The 9,276-nt window shown below is 66.9% G+C and carries 9 protein-coding genes and 1 pseudogene; 8 read left to right on the forward strand and 2 right to left on the reverse strand.

Annotation, left to right across the window (positions count from 1 at the left end):
- Positions 1-194 precede the first annotated feature (194 nt).
- Together ACILRA_RS14755 and ACILRA_RS14760 are read right to left on the reverse strand one after the other, a co-directional pair.
- Entirely contained in the window at positions 195-1,049 is an 855-nt protein-coding gene (locus ACILRA_RS14755) for an SMP-30/gluconolactonase/LRE family protein (RefSeq protein ID WP_395662848.1), read from the reverse strand.
- Entirely contained in the window at positions 1,046-2,470 is a 1,425-nt protein-coding gene (locus tag ACILRA_RS14760) for a 6-hydroxynicotinate reductase (RefSeq protein ID WP_395662849.1), read from the reverse strand. Before ACILRA_RS14760 ends, ACILRA_RS14755 begins: the two co-directional genes overlap by 4 nt.
- Before the next feature lie 115 nt (positions 2,471-2,585).
- On the opposite strand from ACILRA_RS14760, the gene ACILRA_RS14765 reads away from it, so the two are divergent.
- The 8 genes and pseudogenes from ACILRA_RS14765 to ACILRA_RS14800 form a co-directional block, all read left to right on the forward strand.
- On the forward strand, positions 2,586-3,359 hold the full coding sequence (locus ACILRA_RS14765) for a ferredoxin--NADP reductase (protein ID WP_395662850.1): 774 nt from the start codon (positions 2,586-2,588) through the stop codon (positions 3,357-3,359).
- Positions 3,349-3,795: a MarR family winged helix-turn-helix transcriptional regulator gene (locus tag ACILRA_RS14770; protein ID WP_395662851.1), complete on the forward strand. Its 447-nt coding sequence runs from the start codon at positions 3,349-3,351 to the stop codon at positions 3,793-3,795. Before ACILRA_RS14765 ends, ACILRA_RS14770 begins: the two co-directional genes overlap by 11 nt.
- Positions 3,796-3,878: 83 nt before the next feature.
- The gene (locus tag ACILRA_RS14775; RefSeq protein WP_395662852.1) at positions 3,879-5,183 is read left to right on the forward strand and encodes an ABC transporter substrate-binding protein; all 1,305 of its coding nucleotides are present in this window, start codon (positions 3,879-3,881) and stop codon (positions 5,181-5,183) included.
- Positions 5,184-5,193: 10 nt separating this feature from the next.
- Positions 5,194-6,075, forward strand: coding sequence for a branched-chain amino acid ABC transporter permease (locus ACILRA_RS14780; protein ID WP_395662853.1), 882 nt, complete (start codon positions 5,194-5,196; stop codon positions 6,073-6,075).
- Positions 6,072-7,022 carry a branched-chain amino acid ABC transporter permease gene (locus ACILRA_RS14785; protein ID WP_395662854.1) on the forward strand — a complete coding sequence of 317 codons (951 nt, stop codon included), beginning with the start codon at positions 6,072-6,074 and terminating at the stop codon, positions 7,020-7,022. Before ACILRA_RS14780 ends, ACILRA_RS14785 begins: the two co-directional genes overlap by 4 nt.
- On the forward strand, positions 7,010-7,723 hold the full coding sequence (locus ACILRA_RS14790) for an ABC transporter ATP-binding protein (RefSeq protein ID WP_395662855.1): 714 nt from the start codon (positions 7,010-7,012) through the stop codon (positions 7,721-7,723). Before ACILRA_RS14785 ends, ACILRA_RS14790 begins: the two co-directional genes overlap by 13 nt.
- Entirely contained in the window at positions 7,723-8,418 is a 696-nt protein-coding gene (locus ACILRA_RS14795; protein ID WP_395662856.1) for an ABC transporter ATP-binding protein, read from the forward strand. Before ACILRA_RS14790 ends, ACILRA_RS14795 begins: the two co-directional genes overlap by 1 nt.
- A gap of 2 nt (positions 8,419-8,420) precedes the next feature.
- Positions 8,421-9,276, forward strand: a pseudogene (locus tag ACILRA_RS14800) (hypothetical protein); the annotation flags it as partial.

Raw genomic sequence — 9,276 nt, forward strand, 5'->3', positions numbered from 1 at the left:
TGTTCAGGCAATCAGCGCGCGGATAGACCCCCTCACCCCACCCTCTCCCCCACATGCGTGGGGGCGAGGGGGAAGAGGGGCGGCATGCGCAGCTTGGGATTGCTCGGGATCTCTTGCAGCAGCGTTTTGCTTCTTCAACCCCACATGGGTGGGGGTGAGGGGGAAGAGGGGCGGCGTGCCTGGCTTGGTGTTGCTCAGACGTTGAATAATGGCTCCTCCAGCCCCTTGATGCCGGTGTCCATGACGAAGACGGCGCCGCCGGGGTCCTGTTTGCCTTCGGGGCTGTGGCCGGTGGTGACGAAGAGATGGGTCATGTCCGGGCCGCCGAAGGCTGCGGCGGTGACGATCGGGCAGGGGAGATCATAGGTCCTGACGATTGCGCCATGGGGGGCGAAGCGGACAAGGCGGCCTGCGCCATAGAGCGCGCACCAGAGGCAGCCCTCGGCATCGACGGTGAGGCCGTCGGGCACGCCGTCTGCGAAACTGGCGAAGACGCGGCGGTTGGCCGGGATGCGGGAGGTGGGCGACACGTCATAGGCCAGCACGCGGCGGCCCATGGAATCACTGAAATACATGGTGCGCCCGTCGGGTGAGAAGGCGGGGCCGTTGCACACGGCGAAGCCTGAGTCGGCAACGCTCCAGGTGCCGTCCGGCTCCACGCAATAGAGGATGCCGCGCGGCTCGGTTTCGGGAACGTCGAAGGTGCCCGCCCAGAGCCTGCCGGAGCGGTCGAGCTTGCTGTCGTTGTAGCCGACGCCGGGACGGGCCTCATTTGGGTCCGCGAAGAGGGTGCTGGCGCCGGTTGCCGGATCGAACAGCCTGAGGCCCGAGTCGACGGCGGCGAGGAGCTTGCCGCCCGCCGCGAAGACGAAGGAGCCGAACACGGTTTCGCCCGGGATGGTCCAGCTTTGGACCTTGTCACCGCCCCATGCCTTGCGGTGCAGGGTGGGGCCGTACCAGTCGACCCAGTAGAGGGCCTGTTCGGCCGTATGCCACATGGGGCTTTCGCCGAGGCGGTCATGGGTCTGGGCGAAGATGTCGAATGTCATGGTGTTTTCCTGATGGTCTTCTTGGCCCCGCCGCCCAGCACGTCCGCAAGGGTGCGCAGCTCTGCCATGTGGCCGCCGAGGGCTTCATACTCGGCGCGGGGCATGGTGAATTCGATGGGGGCCACGAGGGCAGGCGTGGGCACGTAGCCAAAGGCGTTTTCGGGAAGCGTGGTGACGTCTACCATATAGGTGATGCCGCCGCCGGGCCAGACGTAGCAGGGGGCACCGCCCGCCGTGACGCGGGTAGCGGCCTGCCTCACCGAATGGGTGAGGCGCACGGGGTTTTCGGTGACGCCGGCGCGCAGCGAACCGCCGGCACCCGCCATGAACAGCACGGTGGAGAGGGCTGGCTCGCAGTTCTCCCGGATGCGCGCCACGGACTGCGCGAGGGCGAGGGGAAGCTCCCTTTCCACGGGGGCAAGCGTCTCGTCCAGCTCGTAATAGGCGAAGTGCTCGCCGGTGGTGGAGACCATGAGCAGGCGCAGGCCGGGCCAGGCCTGCTTGGGGTCGAAGGGCTTAAGGATGGCGAGGGGATCGGTGAGGTCCGTGCCGCCCCAGCCGGTGCCGGGCTGGGCGACCTTGAAATAGCGGCCGGGCGTGGAGCGGTGGCCCTTCATTCTGATGCCAGTCTCCGGAACGTCCAGGAACTTGCCGGCCTGGTGCTCCGAAAGGACGCCGGTGATGTGGTCGTCCACCACCACCACCTCGTCCACCAGGCCCATCCATTGCTGTGCGAACATGCCGATGGTGGCCGAGCCGCAGCCGACGCGCATGCGCTCTTCCCGGTGGCCGTTGATGATGGGGGCCTTGCCAGCCTCGATGACGATCGTGGCGCCGCCGTCGACGGCGACTTCGACGGGCTTGCGGTTGGCAAGCGCCAGAAGGCTCTCGCAGGTGATGCGGCCTTCCTTCTTGGAGCCCCCGGTCAGGTGGCGCACGCCGCCGAGCGAGAGCATCTGCGAGCCATATTCGGCGGTCGTCACGTGGCCGATCTGCTCGCCCCCGACGCGCACGGCAGCGCACTCGGCGCCGAGGTGGCGGTCGGTGTCGATCTTCACCTTCAGGCCGCAGTAGCTGAAGATGCCCTCGGTGACGACGGTGACCATGTCGACGCCGTCCACCTCGGAGGCGACGATGAAGGGGGCGGGCTTGTAGTCTGGGTAAGTGGTGCCCGCACCGATGGCGGTGACGAAGGTGGAGGGCTCGCGAATGATGCGCCCGTCCCAGTCACGCGAGGGTGGCAGGAAGGGGACAACCTCACCCTGCGCCGCGACCGTGCGCTCCAGCACCACATGCGGGTCGACGCGGGTGAGCACCCCGCCCTGGTTCGCGTAGCGATCGCACGCGCCTAGCATGCCCTCCCGGATGTAGCAGAGCACGGGGCAGGCATCGCAGCGGATCTTTCCGGGCGTTTGGTCCATCGGTCTTGTTCCAAGGGCTATCTCGCAACTGCGATGTGGCCATTGACATAGACGGAATGATTCCATATTTTTTGTTTGTACACAAACAAAATCGCCGACCCTAACGGAGCTCCCCATGAGTGCGTTGTTCGAGGAAGAAGTGCTGAGCGTGCACCACTGGACGGACCGGCTGTTCAGCTTCCGGACGACAAGGTCGCCGTCTTTCCGCTACGAGAACGGGCAGTTCACGATGATCGGCCTTGCGGTTGAGGGAAAGCCGCTGCTCAGGGCTTACAGCCTGGTCAGCCCCAATTACGCGGACGAGCTTGAGTTCCTGTCGATCAAGGTGCCGGACGGGCCGCTGACCTCGAAGCTCCAGCACATCCGGGTGGGCGACAAGATCCTCGTCGGCCGCAAGCCCACCGGCACGCTGCTGGTTGACAACCTGCTGCCCGGACGCAACCTCTATCTGCTCGGCACGGGCACGGGGCTGGCCCCGTTCATGAGCCTCGTCAAGGATCCCGCCGTCTATGAGCGCTTCGCGAAGGTGGTGCTGGTGCATGGCTGCCGCTTCGCCGCCGAACTGGCCTATGCGGATGAGATCGAGCAGACCCTGCCCGGGGACGAGCTGATCGGCGACGAGGTGCGGGCAAAGCTGCTCTACTACCCGGCCGTGACGCGCGAGGAATTCCGCAACCGCGGCCGCATTACCTATCTTCTGGGCTCTGGCCGGATCGCTGCGGATCTCGGCCTGGCGCCGCTCGATGCCGCGCAGGATCGCGTGATGATCTGCGGCAGCCCGGCCTTCCTGTCGGACATCACGGCGCTGCTCACGGGCCTGTCCTTCAGTGAGGGCAGCAGCAGCACGCCCGGCAGCTATGTGATCGAGAAGGCCTTCGTTGAGCGCTGAAGCCATGGACCCCGGCAGCGTGCTCTGCGGCTACCGGCTCGAGGACCAGGTGGGCTTCTACCTGCGCCGCGCCGGGCAGCGCCATGCCGCGATCTTCGCCGGGCAGATGGGCGGCGACCTGACGCCAACCCAGTGGGCGGCCCTCGTCAAGCTCGCCGAGTTGCACTCCGTGTCGCAGAACCTGCTCGGGCGCGAGACGGCGATGGATGCCGCGACCATCAAGGGCGTGGTCGACCGCCTCGGCAGGCGCGGGCTGGTCGCCACGGCGCCTGACCCGGACGATGGGCGGCGCATGCTGGTCTCGATCACGCCGGAGGGGCTGGCGGCGGTGGGGCGCGGCGTGGCGCCAGCCACCGCCATCACCGCGGAGACGCTCGAGCCCCTCGACCCGGGCGAGCAACGCAACCTTCTGGACCTGCTCCGCCGCATCGCGTGAGGGACCTATCCGCGCCCGCTGGTTTTGCTATGATCGCATTCAGGCCTTCCAGAGAGAGGCCCGGGAAAATCCAGGAGGAAGACATGTCCGACACCAAGCTCATCGTACCGGCCAGGAAACGCATCACCCGCCGATCCGCCCTGAAGCTCGCAGGCGCGGGGGCCGCGGCCTCGATCGTGGGTCCGGGTTTCGTGCGCTATGCGCAGGCGCAGTCTTCCGAGCCGATCCGCATCGGCTTCCAGGTGCACCGCACCGGCATTGGCGCAGCCTATGGCCGCTGGTACGAGCGCACCACCACCGCCGCCGTCAAGCTCATCAACGAGCAGGGTGGCATCAATGGCAGGCCCGTTGAGATTATTGCCGAGGACGACGCGACCGACCCCGGCCGCGGCGCAGAGGTCGTCGAGAAATTCGCCACCCAGCACAAGTGCGACGTGGCCTTCGGCACGCTGTTCAGCCATGTCGTGATGGGCTCCGCCCCGCGCGCGGGCGAGTTGAAGCTGCCCTATTACGTGGTGTCCGAGGGCCATCACGTGGCGTCCGGCGCGCTCAACCGCTACACCTTCCAACCGGGCATCACCGACGTGAAGTCGCAGGTCATCGCCATGGCGCCGTGGATCGCCAAGAACGTCGGCAAGAAGGTCACCATGATCTTCCCGGACTTCGCCTTCGGCCACGACCACCGCGACTTCTTTTCCGCCGCGATCAAGGCGCAGGGCGGCGAGGTGAACGCGCTGATCCCCATTCCGCCGACCGAGTCCTCCTTCACCCGCTACTTCCCGCAGATCCCGATGGACACCGAAGTGATCTACCATGTCATGGTGGGACCCGCGGTGCTGACCTTCGTGAAGGAACTGGGCGAGCATTTCGGCTCGCAGCATCCCGCGCTGTTCGGTTTCATCGACAGCCTCGAGGCCGTTGACCTGAAGAGCCCGGGCCTTGAGTTCCTCGAGGGGTCCTACCTGTGGGAGGCCTTCCCGCGCCATGCCGGCGCCAGCCCCGCCCCGCACGATACCTTCTTCCGCGAGAAGGTGGGTGTGGACCAGAACGGCGCCAGCGTCTCCGACCCCGCCGACATATCAACCTATTCGCACATGTTCGGCTGCTGGGAGACGCTCTACATCCTGAAGCAGGCGATGGAGGCGGCGGGCTATCAGGGCCCGGCCGACAAGGCCAAGCTCATCGAGGCGACCGAGGCCATCACCACCATTGCCGAGGGCAACGAGCACCCGCAGGGCAACAAGATCTTCAACGCCAAGATTCACCAGAGCTTCGGGCACCAGAACATCACGCAGGTGAAGAGCGGCGTGGGCGAAGTGGTCTACCGCACCACCATCGAGGAGGGCCTCTACGAGCCGGCGGCCGACTACACCAAGATGGCGCTGTAAGCGAAGCGCCTTGGCGTTCTGGCCCCACCTTCTGCTCGCCGTGCTCGAGGGCACGGTGGCAGCCGCCGTGCTGGCGCTGTCGGCACTGGGGCTGTCGCTGGTGTTCGGGGTGATGCGGGTCGTCAACGTCGCGCATGGCGAGTTCTTCATGGTCGGCGCCATGCTGGCGTGGTGGACAGCGAAGATGATGCCGGGCGGTCCGCTGGCCGGCTTCATCGCCGCGCTGGTGGCCGCACCGGTCGCCGTGGGCTTCCTCGCCTTCCTGACCGAGCGCCTGCTACTGCGGCGGATCAACTACGATCCGGAAGCCACCATCGTGGCGACCATCGGGCTGCTTTTCGTGCTGCAGCAGCTGGCGCTTTCCGTCTTCGGTGCTGACGCCAAGCCGGTGGCGGCACCCTTCACCTACCGCATCGCCTTTCCGTGGTTCGGCTTCTCCGGCTACAAGATCTTCGTGGTGGCGGCCTCACTCATGCTGCTGCTTGCCGTGTGGTGGGTGCTGGCGCGCACCCGCATTGGCCTCGTCATGCGCGTCACCCAGTTCGACCGCGAGACGGCCACCGCCTTCGGCATCCCCGTCAACACCGTCTATGCGGCGGTGTTCGTGGCGGGTGCAGCACTGGTCGCCATTGCCGCCGTGCTGATCGTGCCGATCCAGCAGGCGCATTACCTGATGGGCCTAGATCCGCTGCTCATGAGCTTCATCGTGGTCATCATCGGCGGCCTGGGCTCCATCAAGGGGAGTGTCGTGGCGGCCCTCATCATCGGCCTGGCGGATGGCATCATCTCGATGTTCTTCTCGCCAACCCTTGCGGCGATCATCGCCACGCTCGCCGTGGCGATCGTGCTCGTGGTCCGGCCGCAGGGCCTCTATGGAGTGCCGGTGCGATGAGCGGGAAGGCCGTGCTGCTGCATGCCGGGGTGATCGCGGCGCTGTTCCTGCTGCAGTTCGTGGCGAGTGACTATGCCGTGCTGATGCTGACCCGCATCATGGTGCTGGCGATCTATGCGATGGGCTACAACATCCTGTTCGGCTATACGGGACTGCTCAGCCTCGGCCATGCGATGTTCTTTGCGGCCGGGCTTTATGCCGCAGCGCTCGGCGTCACCAGGCTGGGCCTCGGCGTGCCGGAGGCCTTCGCGGTGGCGATCCTCACCGGCATCGCCGTTTCCCTCCTGATCGGCCTCATCGCCCTGCGGGCGAGCGGCGTCGCCTTCATGATCGTGACGCTGATGTTCGCGCAGGCCGCCTTCCTGACCGTCCTCTATTTCGGGGAGTATACGCGCGGCGACGAGGGCATCGTCATTCCCGACACGCTGCGCGCCTTCAGCTTCATGGGCATCGAGGCGGACCTCACCAACCCGGTACTGCGCTACAATCTGGCGCTGGCCTTCCTGGCCGCGGCGATCGCCCTGTGCCTTGCCGTGGTGCGCTCGCGCATCGGGCATGTACTGGTGGCGATCCGCGAGAACGAGAGCCGCACCGCCATGCTGGGTTATGATGTGGCCCGCTACAAGCTCATCGCCTTCGTGCTGTCCGGGTCCTTCGCGGCCTTCGCCGGGGCCTGCTATGCGCTGATGTTCGCCTATGCAGGCTCGTCGCTTGCCTCGATCCAGTATTCCATCCATCCGCTGCTGTGGACGCTGCTCGGCGGCGCGGCGACGGTGCTGGGGCCGGTGCTCGGCACAGCGCTGATGTTCTTCCTCGTCGACTTCGCCAGCGGATTCACAACGGCGAGCCTGCTGTTTGTCGGCGTGGCGCTGATCCTCCTCGTCCTGTTCTTTCCCAAGGGAATCCTCGGCACCCTTCGCCAGCGCGTGATGCCATGGCTGCCCTAGACGCCGCGCCCCCGCTTCTCGAAACCACCGGCCTGACGCGCAGCTTCGGCGGCCTGACGGCGGTGAGGGACGTGGACTTCCGGCTGGAGAAGGGCGAGGTGCGCGCCGTGATCGGCCCCAACGGCGCGGGCAAGACCACCTTCGTGAGCCTCATTTCCGGCCGCATCGCGCCCAGTGCCGGACGCGTGCTGTTCGAGGGCGAGGACGTCACCGCCCTTCCCGCCTTCAGGCGGGTGCGGCTGGGCATCGCCTACACGTTCCAGATCACCAGCATCTACGCCAATCTCTCGGCGGAGGAGAATGTGGCGCTGGCGGCGCACCAGCCGGGCCGCGGCGGCAGCATTGCGTATCTCGAGCGCGTCGGCCTCGCCGGGCGCGCCGGGCAAATCGCGGGGACCTTGTCATACGGCCACCAGCGGCTGCTTGAGGTGGCGATGGGGCTGGCGCTGCGGCCAAAGCTGCTGATCCTCGACGAGCCCACGCAGGGGCTATCCGACGCCGAAATCGAGGGCTTCATCGGCCTCGTGCGCGACGTGGCCCGGGATGCGACGGTGCTGCTGATCGAGCACAACATGCCCGTCGTCATGGCGCTTGCGCACCGCATCACCGTGCTCGACCGTGGCAGCATCCTTGCCGAGGGAAGCCCGGCGGAGATCCGCGCCAATCCGGCGGTGCAGAGCGCCTATCTGGGGAGCGGGTGATGCTCGAACTCAGCGGCGTTGACTGCTACTACGCGGAAGCCCAGGTGCTGAAGGACTTCTCGCTCAAGGCCGAGGCCGGCGAGATCCTGTGCCTGCTGGGGCGCAATGGTGCGGGCAAGACGACGGCGCTGAAGGCCATCATGGGGCTGGTGCGGGCGCGGCGCGGCAGCATCAGGCTTGACGGCACGGAGCTGACCGGCCTTGCCCCGCACGAGGTGCCGCGCCGCGGCATCGGCTATGTGCCGCAGGGGCGCCGGCTGTTCTCCGAACTGACGGTGATGGAGAACCTGAAGGTCGGGCTGATGACGCGCGGCTCCGGACCTGAGGTTTTCGAACACGTGCTGTCGCTGTTTCCGCTGCTGAAGGAGCGGCTCGCCCAGCGGGCCGGCACGATGAGCGGCGGCGAGCAGCAGATGCTGGCGATGGCGCGCGCCCTGTGCATCAACCCCCGGGTTCTGCTGCTCGACGAGCCGACCGAGGGGCTGATGCCCGCGATGATCGAGCGCATCCGGCAATCGGTGCTCGACCTCAAGTCCCATGGCGTGACCACGCTGCTGGTGGAGCAGCGCGTGGATGCCGTGCTGCCGGTGGCGGACCGCGTTGCCTTTGTGGAGAACGGCCGGGTAACGGGGGTGGTGGCGGCATCGGCACTTGCCTCCGACCGCCACATGATCGACCGCTACGTGGGGATCTGAGCATGCGGAGGGGTGCCCTTGCCCTGATCTGCCTTCTCGCGGGAACGGCCCCCGCGATGGCGCATGCCTCGGGCCGCGGCTTCGTGATGCTGCTGCCGACGAACCACGTGATCGCGGGCGGGGCTCTGGCCGTGCTCGTCTCCTTCATCGCCGTGTCACTGCTGCCGCGCCGGTTGTTCGGCGAAAGCCATGCGGAACCTGCGGCCGCGGCCCCTTCAAGAAGCGCTGTGGCCGTGAGCCTGCTGAGTGCGCTGGTGATCGCCTTCATCTTCGTGTCCGGCCTGCGCGGGCCCAATGACCCGGCGGAGAACCTGCTGCCGCTGTCGGTGTGGACCCTGTGGTGGGTGGTGATCGTGCTGCTTCATCCGCTGTTCGGCAATTTGTGGGGCGTGCTCAACCCATTCACCGGGATCAATCACCTGCTGATGCGCGGCAGGGCGCCGCCGCTCTCCTATCCGGACGGGGCCAGCTACTGGCCTGCCGTGCTGATCTTCCTCGCCTTCGCATGGTTCCAGCTGGTCTATCCGGCGCCGGAGGACCGCGACGTGCTGGCGCGCGTGCTTGCTGTCTATCTCCTCTTCACCATGCTGGCCGTTCTTCTGTTCGGCCCCGGCTCCTGGTTGCGGCGGGGCGACCCGTTCGGCGTGTTCCTCCACCAGCTGGGGGCTGCAGCGCCACTCAGCGCGAAGGGGTTGCGGCCGCCGGGTGCCGGCCTGCTGGCCCTGCCGCCCTTGCCGCTGAGCGGCACGCTGTTCGTGCTGCTGACGCTGAGCTCCATCAGCTTTGACGGCTTCGCCAACACCTTCTTCTGGCTGGCACGCATCGGGGTCAATCCGCTCGACTACCCGGGGCGGACGG

It is taken from the genome of Aestuariivirga sp. (genome assembly GCF_044239095.1).
GTDB lineage: Bacteria > Pseudomonadota > Alphaproteobacteria > Rhizobiales > Aestuariivirgaceae > Aestuariivirga.